This is a genomic window from Pseudomonas sp. GW823-FHT02F05, from assembly GCF_058797315.1.
The window spans coordinates 67,640-83,224 of record NZ_JBXAJM010000025.1 but is presented as its reverse complement, the minus strand read 5'-3'; the positions used below and the strand labels follow the sequence as shown (position 1 = coordinate 83,224).

The following is a 15,585-nucleotide window of genomic DNA, read 5'->3' as shown; positions in this document are numbered from 1 at the left end:
GCGGTGGGCCAGCTACCTTATTTGTAGCTGATACACCGCCATCGCAGGCAAGCCAGCTCCCACATTGGATCAGTGTTTTGGGGCATTGAGCCCCATCGCAATCATCGGTTTATTGCGCTTGTAACGCACCAGCCGCTCACTCAGCGATTGCGGCAAAACCGTGTCCTGGCTGAACCCCATGCCCTGATACAACCCTTCCAGGTCCGGATGGCACAGCAACCAGACCGTCCCCTCACAACCTGCCACGGCCTCGCCAATCAGTCGCGCCGCCAGCTGCTGGCCACGATAAGTCGGCGCCACAAACACCCCCGTCAGCCACTGCCCACCCATCACCGGGCTCAAGCACAAGCCGGCCACGATCTCGGCATCTCGCACTACCCACAAACGGCCGCCCTTGAGCGCCTTCATCGATGAATTGTGGCTGCGGTAAAACTTGTTCAGCAGTGGCCACAGAGGCTCGGCCAGCGGTTCGATGTGCATTGGGGGCATGGGGTTCAGACAAGCATTATCCAGGGCAGGGGATTATAAGCGCCTTCTGCCGGGCAATAGGTGGTATACCCAGTGCTACATCCCCTGTTAGTGGAGCATGCATCATGGCCAAAGGTATGGATTCAAAGAAAGCCGCGAAGAAAAAACCGGCAAAGACCGCGGATGAAAAACGCGCGGACAAGAAGACCAAAAAATCCGAAGCAGGCCTGTTCGGTCACTGAGTTACACGCTTAGAACCAAACGATCTGCAAGATTTTCCCGCCTCATTGCACAGAGCAGGAAACACCTGCTCTGAGCTGCCGATGGCCAATTACCTTGATCCGACCCACCGCCGGGAAATCGAAGCCCTGGCGACGACCTTTGTGGCAAGAACCGAGTGGCCGACCTGGCTGCTGTTGATCGGCGTGTATGCCGGCTGGTTTGCGGTGATCCTTGGCAGCCGGTGGCTGGGCGTGTGGCTGAGCATGTTGCTGCTGATTCCGCTGCTGACCCTGTGGCTATCGGTGCAGCACGAATTGCTCCACGGCCACCCGACCCGTTCGTTATGGCTGAATAAACTCCTCGGCTATGCCCCTTTCGCGGTGTGGTATCCCTACACGCTGTACCGCGACAGCCACCTGTTGCACCATAACGACCATGACCTGACCCTGCCGGGCATCGACCCGGAAAGCCGCTACCTCAATCAGCAGCAATGGAACAACAGCTCACTGTTCGAACGTGGCGTGCATTGGCTGACCAAGACCGTGCTTGGCCGCTTCCTGCTGGCTGCGCCGTTGGCGATTGGCCGGTTGGCACGTCACGAGTTTCAACGCCTGCCCCAGGTATGGCCGATGTGGCTGGCCCACGGCGCCGTCACTGTGCTGATGCTGAGTTTCATCGCCTACTACAGCGCGCTTGCGGTGTGGCACTACCTGCTGCTGGTCAGCGTGCCAGCCTTGTCCCTGGCCTCGATCCGTTCCTACTATGAGCACCGCCCCCATCCTCGGCCGGAACAGCGCACAGTGCTCAACGAAGCATCCTGGCCCTGGGCCTGGCTGTTTCTCAACAACAATCTGCACCTGGTGCACCACGATCTGCCAAAGTTGCCGTGGTACCTGCTGCCCAGGGTGTACCGTGCCCGGCGCGAGCAGTGGCTGGCGCGCAGCGGTGGTTTCCTGGTGCATGGCTACGGCCAGTTGATCAGCCGTCACGGCCTCAAGGCCATCGACAGTCCCCGGCACCCGTTTGCCTGAGATGCGACCATGAGTGAGCACTACGCCGACCTGCGCATGTACGTTGCGCCTGAGCCCATCCAGCAGGCCAATCAATACTGGCTGGCGCGCATCCTTGAGCGCTTGAAGCTGCATCGTCTTGATGCCGACCACCTCGATTTGCGCGGCCTGTGGCTGGCGCCGCAATTGCTCGTCAGCCAAACCTGCGGCTACCCGCTGATGACCCAACTGCGCGGCCAGGTGCGCATTATTGGGCGCCCCCGTTACGAGTTGGCCCATAGCAGCCACGGCGAACATTGCAGCCTGCTGTTGACCCGCGCTGACAACCCGCGTACCCGCCTGGCGCAGTTCTACCAGAGCCGCGGCGTGATCAACGGCCACGACTCCAACAGCGGCATGAACCTGCTGCGTGACTGCCTGGCGCCGTTGCAGCGCGACGGGCGTTTCTTCGCCAGCGTCGGCATCAGCGGTGCCCACCGTGAGAGCTTGCGCTGGCTGCGTGAAGGCCACGCCGACCTCGCCGCCATCGACAGCGTCACCTACGACTACCTCGCCCGATTCGCCCCCGAAGAGGTCGCGGGCCTGCGCGTCATCACCCGCAGCGCGCCGAGCCCGACTTTGCCTTACATAGGTGCGCTGGGCTTGAGCGATGCGCAGGTAGCGCAGATTCGTGAGGCGATGAACCTGGCGTTGCAGGACCTGCCGCAGGTGGCGCAAACCCTCGGTGTGCGAGCTGTGGTTCCTGCCAGCGAAGATGACTACCAGGTGGTGCTGGATTACCAGCACAAAGCCGCCAGCATCGGCTATTCGGTACTTCAATAAGGTTATATAAAAATGCGTTTTAAATATTATTAAAGCATAAGAAGCCTTGCTAGGATTGCTTCACCGGAACACCGGACATACCGCGCAACCTACTCAGAAGGAGCCACTATGTCCGGCGCCGATAGTGCTCACAGCGACTACGTGGGCTCATTGTTTCGCATTCATTACCCTTGGCTGTGCAGCCGCTTGCACCGCTACCTCAACTCCCGTGCCCACGCCGAAGACATCGCGGTCGACGCGTTTGTCCAGCTCTTGAGTGCACCTCAGGTAGCGCCGATACGACAGCCCCGCGCATTGCTCACCACCATTGCCCAGCGCCTGGTGTACCAGGTGTGGCGCCGGCGTGACCTGGAGCGTGCCTACCTCGCTGTGCTGGATGACGATGCAGCCTGCGCCGAGGAGCGGGCGCAGGTACTCGAAGCCCTCCAAGCCATCGATCTCTCGCTCGACCGCTTGCCGGCCAAGGTCAAGACGACGTTCCTGTTGTCCCGCGTCAACGGCCTGACGTACCCCCAGATCGCTGCCGAACTGGGGATTTCCCAGCGCTCGGTCAGTGACTACGTGGCCCGCGCTGTTACCGGACTTGAATCCCACCCCGATCAAATGTGGGAGCTGGCTTGCCTGCGATAGCGGTGAGCCAGCCAACACCTCTGGCCATGTCAGGCCGCCATCGCAGGCAAGCCAGCTCCCACACTTCCTGTGCTCACTTTGAATCTGATCGAACCACCAAGAGGCAACTTATGAAAGCAATCAGACACCTGCTGGGCAGTTCGCTGCTGGCATTGGCAGTACTGGCGCAACCCACCTCGGCGGCCGAACCTTCCACGCTGCGCATCGGCTACCAGAAAAGCTCGGTCAGCATGGTGCTCGCCCGTGAGCACAAGCTCTTCGAAGCCGCACTGCCGGGCACCCAGGTGCAGTGGACCGAATTTCTCGGTGGCCCGCCGCTGATCGAAGCGCTCAACGCCGGCAGCCTGGACATCGGCAATATTGGCGATATCCCGCCGATCTTCGCCCAGGCAGCCGGGATCGACTTGCAGTATTTTGCCGTCGAGCCCAACGAGGGCAAGGCCGAAGCAGTGCTGGTGCCCAAGGCCAGTACCGTGCAGAACGTGGCCGAACTCAAGGGCAAGCGCGTGGCATTGCTCAAGGGCTCCAGTGCACACAACCTGTTCCTCAAAAGCCTGCTGCACGCCGGGTTGCAGTGGAAGGATGTGAACGTGGTGTACCTGTCGCCTTCCGACGGCCGCGCCGCGTTCGAACAAGGCAAGGTGGACGCATGGGTAGTGTGGGACCCGTACTACTCGGCCGCCGTGATCGACGGCTCGGCACGCGTGCTGCGGGACGGGCAAGGGTTGAACCCTGCGGGCAGTTTCTTCGTGGTCAACCACCCGTTTGCCAAGCAGCACCCAGAGGCCATTGCCACGATTATCCAGACGCTTGGCAAGGCGCAGCGGCTGTCGCTTGATGAGCCTGACGCGAGCATCACGCTGATGGCCGGCACCCTGGGCCTGCAACCGGCGGTGGTCAAAAGCTACTTCGAACATCGCTCGCCCGAGCCGATCCGCCCCTTGGCGGCCATCGACATTGCCAACCAGCAACGCACCGCCGACCTGTTTTTTGCCAACGGCCTGATCCCGAAAAAAGTCGATGTGCAGCAGGCTGTCTTCAAGCCCCTTGATCATCCCTGAGCAGCAATGCTGGCGGATTAGTGGCCTTGCAGAGTGCCAAGGCCTGTCTATGCTCACCCAGAACCGTTAACGACGCTTGGCCGATAAAGCGTTTCCAATGGTTATTTCCCCATGCAGGTGTACCAGAAATATCCAACGTATGAATGGAATGCGCCCTCCAGGCGCCGGGAATCTAGGGTGATCTGACCATGTTCAACCGCCAGCACAAATCCGACCTGCAAGAAATCCAGCGTTTTTCCTGTGCCCTCACCGAAGCCAACGCCAAGCTTGCCGCCATCAGTCGCTCCATGGCGATGATCGAGTTCGACCGCACGGGAGTGATCCTGAATGCCAACGAACGCTTTTGCCAAACCATGGGCTACAGCGTCGAGGAGATCCGTGGCAAACATCACCGCCTGTTTTGCGAGGAGGTGTATACCCACACCGATGCCTACCACCAGTTGTGGCGCGATCTGGCGCGAGGCGAGGCGCTCAGCGGCACCTTCATGCGCCTTAACAAGCGCGGTGAGCAAGTGTGGCTGGAAGCCAGCTATTTGCCGGTGCTGGACAGCGACCATCAGGTACGCAGTGTGATCAAGGTGGCGGCGGATATTTCCGCACGGGTCCATCACGAACACGAAAACCAAAGTCTGATCGACGCCATCAGCCGTTCCATGGCGGTAATCGAATTCACTCCCCAGGGCCAGATCCTCAATGCCAACGACAACTTCCTGCGCACGGTGCAGTACACGCGCGAAGAAATCATCGGCCAGCATCACAGCATGTTTTGCCACCGCAGCGAAGTGGAGTCCCCGGCGTATAAAGCGTTCTGGGCTTCACTCAATCGCGGTGAATTTCACTCCCACCGCTTCGAACGTAAAAACAAATACGGCAAGACCCTGTTTCTGGAAGCCTCTTACAACCCCATTTTCGACACCCATGGGCGCTTGTACAAAGTGGTGAAGTTCGCCAGCGATATCACCGAGCAAGTCAGCACCCTGCGCACGGCCGCCGACTCGGCCCACGCCACTTCGGTACAGAACGATGCCTGCGCCCGCAAGGGCTCGCAGGTAGTGCAGCAAACGGTGCAGATCATTGAAGCCATGTCCCACGACCTTAACCAGGCGGCGCAGAGCATCGATGCGGTGAGCAAACAGTCGGACATCATCGGCGCCATCGTGCAAACCATCCGCAGCATTGCCGAACAAACCAACATGCTGGCCCTGAATGCGGCGATTGAAGCCGCGCGTGCGGGCGAGCACGGGCGTGGGTTCGCGGTGGTCGCCGATGAAGTGCGCAGCCTTGCCGCTCGCACCAGCCAGGCCACCGTTGAGATCGTGGACGTGGTGCGCAAGAACCATGACCTGTCGTTGAGCGCCGTGTCGAGCATGCAGTCGAGCTTGAGCCGTACGGGCCTGGGCGTGGAGTTGGCGAACGAGGCGGGGCAGGTGATCCTGGAGATCCAGGAAGGGTCACGGCATGTGGTAGATGCGATCAGTCAGTTCAATTCGACGCTGCAATTGCAATAGCGCAGCCGCCGCTCTATGTGGGAGCAGGCTTGCCTGCGATAGCATCACCTCGGTCCTGCAGATCCACCGAGTTGTTTGCATCGCAGGCAAGCCAGCTCGCACCTGTTTAGATCGCGGCCAAGGTTTCTTTAAGTGTCTGGGCTGGCGAAGCAGTAGCCTTCGCCGCCACCTGCTGCTGTTGCTGCTCTTTCAAGCGCTCGGCCACTTGTTTGGCGATGGCGTCTTGTTTGTCCTGGGGCATCGCCTGCACTTGTTCTTCGGTCAGCCCTTGTTCCTTGAGTAACTGTTCACGAATACGTTCGGCTGGGGTCTTGCTCATGTATTCGGTGAACTCGGTACGTGCCCCATTAGTTGTGGCCTGTAACTGCACGCGGGTCTTGGCGAAGGCTTCGTCGATGCGATCGCTGGCCTTGTCCAATTCCCTCTGCGCGGCGGGCACTGTCACGCTGTGTTGCGCAGCCTGCAGGGCGCCGCTGTACAGCGCACTGGCGGCGGCGTTGGCGGGGTCCATGTCGGGTCGCGTGATCTGTTGCACGTTCGACGCCGCTTGAGTGTTGTTAACCAGCATGATCGTTCACCTATGAAAACAGACGGTGCGACAGCTGGAGCAAATACTGTGCCGGTTGCCAGACCCCAGTGTTTACTGGGGCTGGCGTCGTCGACGCGGCAAGCCTTCTCCTTGTGCGGCCAACCGTTGCCGTCAGTGAGCGATGTTCTCCAGGGCCAGGTTGCGCGTGCGCGGCCCAAACCAACTGATGGTAATCATCACGATCAACATGCTGCTGGCAATAAACGCCAACACGCCCGGCGTGCCCAGGTGTTCGAGGATAAAACCGATCAATAGGCTGCTGAACACCGTGGATAAACGGCTGAACGAATAGCAGAACCCGACCGCTCGCGCACGGATATTGGTGGGGAACAATTCGCTCTGGTACGAGTGATAACTGAAGCTCAGCCACGCATTGCAGAAGGTGATCATCACCCCGCAGAAAATCAGCCCTAACGCTGTGGTTTGCAGGGCAAACAGGCTGCCGAAGATCACCGCACCCATGGCTGAGCCGACGATCTGCCATTTGTTCTCAAAGCGGTTGGCCACCTTGACGAACAACAGCGGGCCCAGCGGGTAGGCGAGGGTGATGATGAAGGCGTAGAGCAGGCTGTGGGTCACGCTGACACCCTGGCCCGAGAGCAAGGCCGGCAGCCAGTTGCCAAAGCCGAAGAAACCGATGGCCTGGAATACATGAAACACGATCAGCATCAAGGCGCGGCGACGGTAGGGCGGCTGCCAGATATCGGCGAAACGGCCAGTGCCCTGCACGCTGATCGCTTCGGGTTCCGGTTCGTCCAGCGGCTTGCCTTGGTCCTTTCGGCAGCGTGCCTCCAGGTTTTTCAGGATCGTGTCGGCCTCTTCGAAGCGTCCCTTTTGTGCAAGCCAGCGCGGTGACTCCGGCAGGCGCTTGCGCAGTTGCCAGATAAACAATGCAAACACTGCACTGCTCAACACCACCCAGCGCCACCCGGCGATACCGAACGGCGCCTGTGGCACCAGCCACCACGACATCAACGCCACGGCCGGTACGGACAGAAACTGGATAAAAAACGCAAAGGCAAACGCCGAACTGCGCATACGTTTGGGCACCAGTTCCGAGAGGTAGGCGTCGATGGTCACCAGTTCGATGCCAAGGCCAATGCCCACCAGAAAGCGCATGCAGATGATGCCCAAGGCCGAGGTTTGAATGCCCATCAACACCGTGGCCACCGTGTACCAGACCAACGCAAAGGTGAAAATCGCGCGTCGCCCGAAGCGGTCAGCGATGGGGCTGAGCAGGCTGGCGCCGAGGAACAGGCCGAGGAACGTGGCCGAGGCGAAAGCGGCTTGGTCCGAGAAACCGAAAACACCTTCGCTGCCGGTATGAAAAATCCCGTCGCTGATCAGGCCAGGGCTGATATAGGCGGTTTGGAACAGGTCATACAGCTCGAAAAAACCGCCGATGGAGAGCAACGCCACCAGGCGCCAAATAGTGGCGACGGCGGGCAGGCGGTCGATGCGGGCGCTGATGTGGGCGGCGCGGGTGGGGTCTGAGACGCAGGCGGCGAGTGGGGGCATGAATAACCTTCAGTTGGGCGAGTTGGAAGCTTCGAGCTTTAAGCCAAACCGCTATTGGGCTTGGGGCTTAACGTGCACAACTGCTTCTCTAATTGTGGCCGTCGAGCGCGAACGTCTTGAAGCCGGCGTGCTGGCTGAGGCGTTGGTAATACGCCGCGATGGCGGGGTAGGGTGGCCGCTCCATGGGTGTCATCTGCCACCGATGTACCGAAAGGCCTATCAAGATGTCAGCGAGGGTGAACTCTTCGCCGGCCACGTAGGCGCCGGTCTTGGTCAACTGTTGTTCTAGCAAGGCCATCTTGTCATTCCAGGCCTGCACACCCGCCTGGATGCGTTGCGGGTCCTGATAGTCCGGGTTTTGACGCACCAGTGCGTGGAACGCATAGCCCCACGAAGGGTTGAGTTCGGTGGCTTGCCAGTCCATCCACTGTTCGACCCGTGCACGCAAGGCGGGCTCAACGGGTAGCAAGTCATGGCGCTGGTAGAGGCCGACAAGGTAGCGGCAGATGGTATTGGACTCCCACAGCACGCCATGGTCGTCGATCAGCACTGGCACCTGGGCGTTGGGGTTCAAGGCGAGGAAATCGGGGGATTGGGTAGGCTTGAAACCGATGCCCCAGTCTTCGCGCACGTAGTCGATGCCCAACTCCTGGCAGGTCCACAGTACTTTTCGCACGTTGATTGAAGAGGTACGACCCAAGATTTTCAGTGAATGGCCCATGGTGCTTCCCTGGCATCTAAGAGAGTGACCAATCTAGCAGGGGCCGGGCACGGCGGCGAGGGTGTGAAGCGGGCACGGCCGAAAATGTGGGAGCTGGCTTGCCTGCGAAAGCGTTGGTTCAGTTGAAGATGCGTTGACTGACCCACCGCCTTCGCGAGCAAGCCCGCTCCCACAGGGGATCTGTGCCAGGCGCTGATTCTGTGGACACTACATGGCCAGCTCTCACATTGATTGCGTTCGGCTCGACGCTCAGGTGCTCTCGCGCACCTGCAACTCAAACCCCATATCCACCACTGGCTTGGCCACCTTGTTGCCCGCCATGATCGTCAGCAGATGCTCTGCTGCCCGACGCCCGATGGCTTCCCGTGGCGTGCTGATGCTGCTCAGGCGCGGCACCATGAATGACGAGGCGGGTAGGTCGTTGAAGCCCAGCACCGCCACACGTTCAGGCACCTTGATGCCATGGCGCAGGGCTTCGAGCAGGGCGCCCTGGGCCAGGTCGTCGTTGCCGAAGAAGATCGCGTCCACATCCGGGTGGGCGGCCAGCAGTTGCAAAAACAGTTCGCCTCCCAGGCCCACGGAGGACGGGCGTGGCGTCAGCAGCTCCAGCGCCGGATCGTACATGCCGGCCTGTTGCAAGGCGCGGCGAAAGCCTTCGCCACGCAGCAAGGTGCGTTGGTCCAGTTGTGCGCCGATATAGGCCAGGCGCTTGCGCCCCCGGGACAGCAAGTGCGCCGCCGCGGTCTCGCCGGCGGCCAGTTGCGAGAAGCCCACACAGTTCACCCCGGCATTGGGGTCCAGATCCATCATGTACACACAGGGCACATTGCTGGCCTCGACCATTCGTCGCGCGCTTTCGGTGCGGTCAAAACCGGTCAGCAACAAACCCCGTGGCTGGTAGGCCATGTAGTTGCGCAGCAGGTCTTCTTCTTCATCGCGCGAATAATGGGAGTTGCCGATCAGTACTTCAAAGCCCTTGGGCCGCAGTACCTGATGGATAGCTTCGAGGGTTTCGATAAACAGCAGGTTGGACAGTGACGGCACCAGCACCACCACCGAATGGCTCTGCGCCGAGGCCAGGGCGCGGGCGGCGGGGTTGACCACGTAGCTCAGTTCGGCGGCGGCCTGTTGCACTTTTTCCACCAGTTCGGTGGCCACGGTGCTGATGCCGCGCAGGGCACGGGAGGCGGTGATCGGGCTGACGCCGGCCAGGCGCGCAACTTCATTGAGGGTAGGGCGGCCCGTCGTGCGGGTATTTTTATCGTTCTTGGAGGTCATCAGGCGGCTTGCCAAACAAAAATCGAGGCACTAAGGTAGCGCTGTCTCCAAAGAGCTGCAAATTCTTGGATAAAGGGTTGCCTGATCCTGTCCAGCTCTTGAAGTCAATCTGTTGGAACGGATGCACGCGTCACTCCATAAAAATGACAAGTCGGCGCGGGAAAAGCCTGTTTTTGCACTAGCCTTACGCTATGCAAAGGTAGCGCTATCTGCGTCCTGAGGTGTTTCATGAGTCAACCTGTTACCGCCCTGGTCATCATGGGTGTTTCCGGCTGTGGCAAGTCCAGCGTCAGCCAAGCCCTGTGCGCCCTTAACGGCGCCACTGCCATTGAAGGCGACAGCTTTCACCCTGCCGCGAACATCGAAAAGATGAGCGCCGGCCACCCCCTCAACGACGACGACCGCGCCGGCTGGCTCGATATCCTGTGCGATGAACTGCGTCGCGCGTTGAAAGCGGGCGAGCATCCTGTACTGACCTGTTCGGCCCTGAAGAAAAAATACCGTGACCACCTGCGCGAAGCTGCGCCGGGCCTGGGTTTTGTCTTCCTGGAGCTGACCCGTGAAGTCGCCGCTGACCGCGTGTCTCACCGCCCCGGCCATTTCATGCCGGCGAGCCTGATCGACAGCCAGTTCGCCACACTTGAATCGCCCAAGGGCGAGCCGCTGACCCTGGCCTTGAACGCCAGTGAAGACAGCGTCGAGGAACTGGCCGCGCAGACCCATACCTGGTGGCGCAAGCACGGCTTTGAACCTACTCATTAATTTTTTGCCGGAAAAGATAGCGCTATCCCCGGCAGGAAGTTCAACACCCGCTTTAATAACAACAACAAACAGGAGAGACCCCCATGTTTGGCATGTCCCACGAGTCTTACCTGCTGCTAGATGCAGTAGTCACTATCATCGGGTTGATCGTACTGATCACCAAGTTCAAGGTGCACCCATTCATTGCACTGATCATCGCGGCCGGTTTCCTCGGCCTGACCTCGGGCATGCCCGTGGACAAGATCATCAAGGCGTTCCAGGACGGTTTCGGCGGGGTGCTCGGCTTTGTCGGCATCATCCTCGCGCTGGGCACGATGCTCGGCAAGATGATGGCCGAGTCCGGCGGTGCCGATCAGATCGCCCAGACCCTGATCCGCGCCTTCGGCAAAGAGAAGGTCCAGTGGGCCATGATGTTCGCCGCGTTCCTGGTGGGCATCCCGCTGTTCTTCGAAATCGGCTTTGTTTTGCTGATCCCGCTGGTGTTTATCGTCGCCCGGCGTACCGGCGTGTCGTTGATCAAGATCGGTATCCCGCTGCTCGCTGGCCTCTCGGCGGTGCACGGCCTGGTGCCACCGCACCCGGGCCCGCTGCTGGCCATCGGCGTGTTCGGTGCCGATATCGGCAAGACCATCCTGTACGGCCTGATCGTCGCACTGCCGACCGCCATCATCGCCGGCCCGATCTTCGGTACGTTCATCGCCAAGTACATCCCGGGCAACCCGTCCCAGGAACTGGTGGACCAACTGGCCCGCGAAACCGATAACAAGTCGCTGCCAAGCTTCAGCATCACCCTGGTCACCGTGCTGCTGCCGGTGTTCCTGATGCTGCTCAAAACCTTTGCCGACATCGCGTTCGCCGAAGGCAACGTGGTACGCAACTGGATGGACATGATCGGCCACCCGATCACCGCACTGTTGCTGGCTTTGCTGTTATCGCTGTACACCTTTGGCCATCGTCAGGGCATCCACTCCAAGCAGATCCTCAAGCTGCTCGACGCCAGCCTTGCGCCAACCGCCGCGATCATCCTGATCATCGGTGCCGGTGGTGGCTTCAAGCAGATGCTGGTGACCAGCGGCGTGGGCGACGTGATCGGCCATATGGCGGTGAACGCGCAGATCAACCCGATCCTGCTGGCGTGGCTGGTGGCGGCGGTGATTCGGATTGCCACCGGTTCAGCGACGGTCGCGACCATTACCGGCGCGGGCATTGTGGTGCCAGTGGTGGGGATGATCCCTGGCGTCAACCGCGAGTTGCTGGTACTGGCGACGGGCGCGGGTTCGTTGATCCTGTCTCACGTCAACGATGCGGGGTTCTGGCTGGTCAAGCAGTACTTCAACATGACCGTGGCCGAGACGTTCAAGACCTGGACGGCGATGGAGACCATTCTGTCGATCGTGGCGCTGATCTTCATCATGTTGCTGTCGTTGGTGGTGTAAGCCACACCCCAAAGCAAGAGTGGGAACTGATCAAATGTGGGAGCTGGCTTGCCTGCGATAGCGGTAGTGAATCCAACACTGCCATCGCAGGCAAGCCAGCTCCCACATTGATTGGGTTTCTTCAGGTAGATCAGGTCAGGCTTTGCTGACCAAGGCATCCGCCCTGAACATCCCGCGAATCCCACGCACGGCCTGGCGAATCCGGTCCTGGTTTTCGATCAGCGCAAAGCGCACATGATCGTCGCCATACTCACCAAAGCCGATCCCCGGCGACACACACACCTTCGCTTCCAATAGCAGTTTCTTGGCAAACTCCAGCGAGCCCATGGCCGCGTACTGCTCGGGAATCTTGGCCCAGACGTACATCGACGCCTTCGGATTCTCCACCATCCAGCCCAGTTCATGCAGGCCCTTGACCAGCACATTGCGACGCTGGCGGTACTGCTCGGCGATGTCCTTCACGCACTGTTGGTCGCCTTCCAGCGCCGCAATCGCCGCCACTTGCAGCGGGGTGAAGGTGCCGTAGTCGTGGTAGCTCTTGATGCGTGCCAGGGCGTTGACCAGTTCAGGGTTGCCCACCATGAAGCCGATGCGCCAACCGGCCATGTTGTAGCTCTTGGACAGGGTGAAAAACTCCACCGCAATGTCCTTGGCGCCGGGCACTTGCATGATCGAGGGGGCTTTCCAGCCGTCGTAGACGATGTCGGCGTAGGCCAGGTCGTGCACCACCAGCACGTCGTACTGCTTGGCCAGGGCGATCACCCGTTCGAAGAAGTCCAGTTCCACACACTGCGCGGTTGGGTTGGACGGGAAGCCGAGGATCATCATCTTCGGCTTGGGGATCGAGCCGCGAATCGCGCGTTCCAGCTCTGCGAAGAAATCCACGCCCGGTATCAGCGGCACCGAACGTACCTGGGCGCCGGCAATCACTGCGCCGTAGATATGAATCGGGTAGCTGGGGTTGGGCACCAGCACGGTATCGCCCTGGTCCAGGGTGGCCAGCATCAAGTGCGCCAGGCCTTCCTTGGAACCGATGGTCACGATAGCTTCGGACTCCGGGTCGATTTCCACCGCGTAACGGTCCTTGTACCAACGCGAAATCGCCCGGCGCAAGCGCGGAATGCCTTTGGAGGTGGAGTAGCCGTGGGTGTCTTCACGCTGGGCGACGGTGACCATTTTCTCCACGATATGAGGAGGCGTGGCGCCGTCAGGATTACCCATGCTCAAGTCGATGATGTCTTCGCCGCGCCGACGCGCAGCCATCTTCAGCTCGGCAGTGATATTGAAAACATACGGGGGGAGTCGATCTATGCGCGCAAAGCGGCGCGGCGAACCTTGGTCTGCCATTGTTGCCTCGAGGTACGTAAGCGCCCGGAACCGTCCGAGCGACGTCGGCCACTGCGGTGGCCTGCGGGGCAGACAATAAGGGCGATGATGGCCAGTTGTCCAGATGCGTAGGAAATTTTTCTACATGGAGTACAACGCGGATATGCCCCTATACTCGATGCGGGTTTGTTCCCTCATAAGAAGGAGACTGTTCGTATGGATCAGCAGACAAAAAAACCGTTGGAGTCACGCCTGGAAGCCGGTAAGGCCCTGGTGATCGCCGGGGTACAAGGGCGATATTCGAAGGCCACCGTTGGCGATATCCCACGGCTGTGGGAGTTGTTCGATACCTGTATCAAGGACATCAAGAAGCGCGTCGGCGGTGTGACCTACGGGGTGTGCCATAACCCGCATCACGGCGAATTCGATTACCTGGCAGGTGTTGAAGTCCCGGCCAAGAAGGACGTGCCGAGCAATTTCGAGGTGATCGAAATTCCGCCACTCAACTATGCCGTGTTCCCCCACTACGGGCCGGTGCAGGCGCTTGAGCAAACCTACGAGCGCATCATGTTCGAATGGCTGCCGCACTCGGGCTACAAGGTCATGGGCGCGGATTTCGAGCGCTATAGCGCGGACTTCGATGCCAGGAAGGGCACGGGGACGGTGGAAATCTGGCTGCCGATCGGGGAGCGGGGCTGACACTGCACCCGATGTCACGTAAACACGACATGCACGCTTAAAAGTCATGTTTACGTGACATTGCCGCTATGGATTAAACCTGAAACTCAACCGGCGCTCATACCCTACGCGACCCTTGTACGCCTCACCGCGATCCACCCATCCCGCCCCCAGATACAACCCCATTGCCGCCAGGTTGTGGGCATCCACCGACAACTCCAACCCCTTGATCTGCGGCCAGGCCTCGCGCGCCACGGCGGGCAACGCCTGCAAACACATCTTGCCGTATCCACGCCCCTGCTGATGTCGGTCTACCTGTAGCGCGTGGAGTGTGGCGCTGTGTTCATCGGCCCAATGAGGCAGGCACGGTGGTCGCTTGAGCAGCAGGAACGCCACGGGAAGGTCGTCGACCAACAGCGCGAAGCCCTTGACCCCAGGACTCGGGTTGGCGAGCAGGGTATTGAGGGCGCAATACATATCACCGCAAAACGGCAGTTGTTCAGGGTGAACTTCGATGGCGCCGACTTGCTGTTGTTGCACAGCGTTCAGCGCCTCGTAAGCAACGAGGCGGGTTGGCATGGGACTATCCGAACGGCTGCAAGAGAAGTGGCAGTTTATCGGGTTTGAGCCACGGGAAATTATTTTTCAGGGGGATGTCGATTTCCCTCGGGGCCATTCGACTAAGGGTGTCTTCCGTGATTTTCCACCCCAAGGAGTCATCGCCATGAGCACTGCAATCAAGAGCCTGATCGAGCAATGGAAAGACGCCGTTGTCAGTCGCGATATCGACCAGATTGTCAGCTTTTACGCCGACGATATCGTCTCGTTCGACGCCGTAACCGCTCTGCAATTCAAGGGCAAGGCGGCCTATCGCGCGCATTGGGAGGCGTGCATGGAGTACTGCCCCGGCCCCGGCATCTTCGAGTTTCATGAGCTGCATGTCGTCGAAGCGCCAGACAGCGCATTCGCCCACTGGCTGGCCCACTGCGGCGGTGCCGGGCCGGACGGTGAGGTGAAGGCTTGCTGGATGCGTGTCACCGCCGGCTACCAGCGCATCGATGGCCAATGGAAGGTGGTGCACGAGCACTGGTCGGCGCCGTTTGATATGCAAAGCGGCACGGCGTTGTTCGACCTGAAACCTTGAGCACCGCGAACTATAGTCAGTAGTCCGAAAACGGAGAACGCCATGAAATACCTGTGCCTGATCTACAGCAACGAACAGGCGTTGCACACCTCGCCCGACAGCCCCCATGACTCGGAATGTCTGGCCTACGCCGAGGCCATCCAGGCCAGCGGGCGCATGCTGGCCTCCGAGCCGCTGGAGTCGGTGACCAGCGCCACCACCGTGCGCATGCGCAACGGCAAGCTGTCGATCACCGACGGGCCGTTTGCCGAAACCAAGGAGCAGCTCGCCGGGTTCTACCTGATCGACGCCAAGGACCTCAATGAAGCGCTCCAGGTGGCTGGCGGCATTCCGGCGGCCCGGGTCGGCAGTGTGGAAGTGCGCCCCGTGCGCCAATTGAATCTCTCAACACAATAATCAAAAGACGTGAGGA

General features: G+C 60.2%; 17 protein-coding genes and 1 pseudogene. 11 read left to right on the top strand and 7 right to left on the bottom strand.

Annotation, left to right across the window (positions count from 1 at the left end; genetic code table 11):
* Positions 1-69 precede the first annotated feature (69 nt).
* Positions 70-489 carry a GNAT family N-acetyltransferase gene (locus AC1RAC_RS24835; protein ID WP_054896707.1) on the bottom strand — a complete coding sequence of 140 codons (420 nt, stop codon included), beginning with the start codon at positions 487-489 and terminating at the stop codon, positions 70-72.
* Between the two features lie 302 nt (positions 490-791).
* Between AC1RAC_RS24835 and AC1RAC_RS24830 the strand changes: the two genes are divergently transcribed.
* From AC1RAC_RS24830 to AC1RAC_RS24805, 6 genes and pseudogenes are all read left to right on the top strand, one after another.
* Positions 792-1,721 carry a fatty acid desaturase gene (locus AC1RAC_RS24830; protein ID WP_054918248.1) on the top strand — a complete coding sequence of 310 codons (930 nt, stop codon included), beginning with the start codon at positions 792-794 and terminating at the stop codon, positions 1,719-1,721.
* Positions 1,722-1,730: 9 nt separating this feature from the next.
* Complete coding sequence (locus AC1RAC_RS24825) at positions 1,731-2,522, top strand: phosphate/phosphite/phosphonate ABC transporter substrate-binding protein (RefSeq protein WP_072448471.1); 792 nt, start codon at positions 1,731-1,733, stop codon at positions 2,520-2,522.
* A 108-nt stretch (positions 2,523-2,630) separates the two neighbouring features.
* Complete coding sequence (locus AC1RAC_RS24820) at positions 2,631-3,152, top strand: sigma-70 family RNA polymerase sigma factor (RefSeq protein WP_054918255.1); 522 nt, start codon at positions 2,631-2,633, stop codon at positions 3,150-3,152.
* A 110-nt stretch (positions 3,153-3,262) separates the two neighbouring features.
* Entirely contained in the window at positions 3,263-4,213 is a 951-nt protein-coding gene (locus AC1RAC_RS24815; RefSeq protein ID WP_054918256.1) for an aliphatic sulfonate ABC transporter substrate-binding protein, read from the top strand.
* Between the two features lie 188 nt (positions 4,214-4,401).
* Positions 4,402-5,175, top strand: a pseudogene (locus AC1RAC_RS24810) (PAS domain-containing protein); the annotation flags it as partial.
* A 120-nt stretch (positions 5,176-5,295) separates the two neighbouring features.
* Positions 5,296-5,721, top strand: a complete 426-nt coding sequence (locus tag AC1RAC_RS24805) for a methyl-accepting chemotaxis protein (RefSeq protein ID WP_371321886.1) — start codon at positions 5,296-5,298, stop codon at positions 5,719-5,721.
* Between the two features lie 106 nt (positions 5,722-5,827).
* On the opposite strand, the gene AC1RAC_RS24800 is transcribed toward AC1RAC_RS24805, so the two are convergent.
* From AC1RAC_RS24800 to gntR, 4 genes are all read right to left on the bottom strand, one after another.
* Positions 5,828-6,289, bottom strand: coding sequence for a hypothetical protein (locus AC1RAC_RS24800; RefSeq protein ID WP_054896713.1), 462 nt, complete (start codon positions 6,287-6,289; stop codon positions 5,828-5,830).
* Positions 6,290-6,421: 132 nt separating this feature from the next.
* Positions 6,422-7,828 carry an MFS transporter gene (locus tag AC1RAC_RS24795; RefSeq protein WP_054918258.1) on the bottom strand — a complete coding sequence of 469 codons (1,407 nt, stop codon included), beginning with the start codon at positions 7,826-7,828 and terminating at the stop codon, positions 6,422-6,424.
* 88 nt (positions 7,829-7,916) lie between these two features.
* Positions 7,917-8,549: a glutathione S-transferase family protein gene (locus AC1RAC_RS24790; RefSeq protein WP_034128505.1), complete on the bottom strand. Its 633-nt coding sequence runs from the start codon at positions 8,547-8,549 to the stop codon at positions 7,917-7,919.
* A 249-nt stretch (positions 8,550-8,798) separates the two neighbouring features.
* The gene (gene gntR / locus AC1RAC_RS24785) at positions 8,799-9,830 is read right to left on the bottom strand and encodes an HTH-type transcriptional regulator GntR (protein ID WP_161793224.1); all 1,032 of its coding nucleotides are present in this window, start codon (positions 9,828-9,830) and stop codon (positions 8,799-8,801) included.
* A gap of 225 nt (positions 9,831-10,055) precedes the next feature.
* Here gntR and AC1RAC_RS24780 point away from each other — a divergent pair, with 225 nt between their 5' ends.
* Positions 10,056-10,589, top strand: coding sequence for a gluconokinase (locus AC1RAC_RS24780; RefSeq protein WP_034128504.1), 534 nt, complete (start codon positions 10,056-10,058; stop codon positions 10,587-10,589).
* A gap of 83 nt (positions 10,590-10,672) precedes the next feature.
* Complete coding sequence (locus tag AC1RAC_RS24775; protein ID WP_014719640.1) at positions 10,673-12,025, top strand: GntP family permease; 1,353 nt, start codon at positions 10,673-10,675, stop codon at positions 12,023-12,025.
* A gap of 135 nt (positions 12,026-12,160) precedes the next feature.
* Here AC1RAC_RS24775 and alaC read toward each other — a convergent pair whose 3' ends face one another.
* Positions 12,161-13,372, bottom strand: coding sequence for an alanine transaminase (alaC, locus tag AC1RAC_RS24770; RefSeq protein ID WP_054918265.1), 1,212 nt, complete (start codon positions 13,370-13,372; stop codon positions 12,161-12,163).
* Positions 13,373-13,567: 195 nt separating this feature from the next.
* Between alaC and AC1RAC_RS24765 the strand changes: the two genes are divergently transcribed.
* Positions 13,568-14,050: a GyrI-like domain-containing protein gene (locus tag AC1RAC_RS24765; protein WP_034128503.1), complete on the top strand. Its 483-nt coding sequence runs from the start codon at positions 13,568-13,570 to the stop codon at positions 14,048-14,050.
* A 66-nt stretch (positions 14,051-14,116) separates the two neighbouring features.
* Here AC1RAC_RS24765 and AC1RAC_RS24760 read toward each other — a convergent pair whose 3' ends face one another.
* Complete coding sequence (locus tag AC1RAC_RS24760) at positions 14,117-14,608, bottom strand: GNAT family N-acetyltransferase (protein WP_014719637.1); 492 nt, start codon at positions 14,606-14,608, stop codon at positions 14,117-14,119.
* A gap of 145 nt (positions 14,609-14,753) precedes the next feature.
* Between AC1RAC_RS24760 and AC1RAC_RS24755 the strand changes: the two genes are divergently transcribed.
* Both AC1RAC_RS24755 and AC1RAC_RS24750 read left to right on the top strand, forming a co-directional pair.
* Positions 14,754-15,173: a YybH family protein gene (locus AC1RAC_RS24755; RefSeq protein ID WP_492617061.1), complete on the top strand. Its 420-nt coding sequence runs from the start codon at positions 14,754-14,756 to the stop codon at positions 15,171-15,173.
* Positions 15,174-15,215: 42 nt separating this feature from the next.
* Positions 15,216-15,569: a YciI family protein gene (locus tag AC1RAC_RS24750; protein ID WP_198790623.1), complete on the top strand. Its 354-nt coding sequence runs from the start codon at positions 15,216-15,218 to the stop codon at positions 15,567-15,569.
* Positions 15,570-15,585 lie beyond the last annotated feature (16 nt).

What these genes read in the sequence shown, in the direction of transcription:
- AC1RAC_RS24830 (WP_054918248.1), top strand. Translation starts at nt 792, where the DNA reads ATGGCCAATTACCTTGATCCGACCCACCGCCGGGAAATCGAAGCCCTG.
- AC1RAC_RS24750 (WP_198790623.1), top strand. Translation starts at nt 15,216, where the DNA reads ATGAAATACCTGTGCCTGATCTACAGCAACGAACAGGCGTTGCACACC.
- AC1RAC_RS24825 (WP_072448471.1), top strand. Translation starts at nt 1,731, where the DNA reads ATGAGTGAGCACTACGCCGACCTGCGCATGTACGTTGCGCCTGAGCCC.
- AC1RAC_RS24780 (WP_034128504.1), top strand. Translation starts at nt 10,056, where the DNA reads ATGAGTCAACCTGTTACCGCCCTGGTCATCATGGGTGTTTCCGGCTGT.
- AC1RAC_RS24755 (WP_492617061.1), top strand. Translation starts at nt 14,754, where the DNA reads ATGAGCACTGCAATCAAGAGCCTGATCGAGCAATGGAAAGACGCCGTT.
- AC1RAC_RS24790 (WP_034128505.1), bottom strand. Translation starts at nt 8,549, where the DNA reads ATGGGCCATTCACTGAAAATCTTGGGTCGTACCTCTTCAATCAACGTG.
- AC1RAC_RS24775 (WP_014719640.1), top strand. Translation starts at nt 10,673, where the DNA reads ATGTTTGGCATGTCCCACGAGTCTTACCTGCTGCTAGATGCAGTAGTC.
- alaC (WP_054918265.1), bottom strand. Translation starts at nt 13,372, where the DNA reads ATGGCAGACCAAGGTTCGCCGCGCCGCTTTGCGCGCATAGATCGACTC.
- AC1RAC_RS24805 (WP_371321886.1), top strand. Translation starts at nt 5,296, where the DNA reads ATGTCCCACGACCTTAACCAGGCGGCGCAGAGCATCGATGCGGTGAGC.
- AC1RAC_RS24795 (WP_054918258.1), bottom strand. Translation starts at nt 7,828, where the DNA reads ATGCCCCCACTCGCCGCCTGCGTCTCAGACCCCACCCGCGCCGCCCAC.
- AC1RAC_RS24820 (WP_054918255.1), top strand. Translation starts at nt 2,631, where the DNA reads ATGTCCGGCGCCGATAGTGCTCACAGCGACTACGTGGGCTCATTGTTT.
- AC1RAC_RS24765 (WP_034128503.1), top strand. Translation starts at nt 13,568, where the DNA reads ATGGATCAGCAGACAAAAAAACCGTTGGAGTCACGCCTGGAAGCCGGT.
- AC1RAC_RS24835 (WP_054896707.1), bottom strand. Translation starts at nt 489, where the DNA reads ATGCCCCCAATGCACATCGAACCGCTGGCCGAGCCTCTGTGGCCACTG.
- AC1RAC_RS24760 (WP_014719637.1), bottom strand. Translation starts at nt 14,608, where the DNA reads ATGCCAACCCGCCTCGTTGCTTACGAGGCGCTGAACGCTGTGCAACAA.
- AC1RAC_RS24815 (WP_054918256.1), top strand. Translation starts at nt 3,263, where the DNA reads ATGAAAGCAATCAGACACCTGCTGGGCAGTTCGCTGCTGGCATTGGCA.
- AC1RAC_RS24800 (WP_054896713.1), bottom strand. Translation starts at nt 6,289, where the DNA reads ATGCTGGTTAACAACACTCAAGCGGCGTCGAACGTGCAACAGATCACG.